General features: G+C 51.6%; 1 protein-coding gene. It reads right to left on the reverse strand.

Annotation, left to right across the window (positions count from 1 at the left end; all coding sequences use genetic code 11):
* Positions 1-573 (reverse strand): MATE family efflux transporter (locus tag NE664_12855; protein MCQ4727524.1); only part of this gene is annotated, 573 nt, incomplete at its 3' end.
* Positions 574-580: the final 7 nt, after the last annotated feature.

Raw genomic sequence — 580 nt, forward strand, 5'->3', positions numbered from 1 at the left:
TATAAAGATGGGATCCAGGATGATATTGCAGACAGCGCCGATCAGCACCGTATACATACTGGTTTTGGCGTAGCCCTGAGCGGTAATAAACGCATTCAGTCCCAGTGCCAGCTGCACAAAGATGGTACCCAGAGCATAGATCTTCATGTAATCCCAGGCATATCCGATCGTATTTTCACTGGCTCCGAACAACAGCAGAATCGAACGCCCGAACACCAGAAATACCGCAGTGAGAATCAGGGCAAGCACCACCAGCATCGTCGTACAGTTTCCAAGGATCTTTTCCGCCTTGTCCTTCTCGTTTCTGCCCAGCATGATGGAGGAACGCGGCGCGCCTCCCATGCTGATAAAATAGGCAAATGCAGTGATCGCCATGATGACCGGCATCGTAACGCCGACCCCTGTCAGCGCGGCCGCCCCGACTCCAGGAATATGACCGATATACATGCGGTCAACCATGTTGTACATCACATTGATCACCTGTGCCGCGATGGCGGGCATAGACAGCCGGAAAAGCAGCTTCCCTACACTCTCGGTACCCAGTTCATTCTCTTTTCCCTTATTTGGTTCCATTTATTTC

This window comes from Anaerotignum faecicola (genome assembly GCA_024460105.1).
Classification (GTDB): Bacteria; Bacillota; Clostridia; order Lachnospirales; family Anaerotignaceae; genus JANFXS01.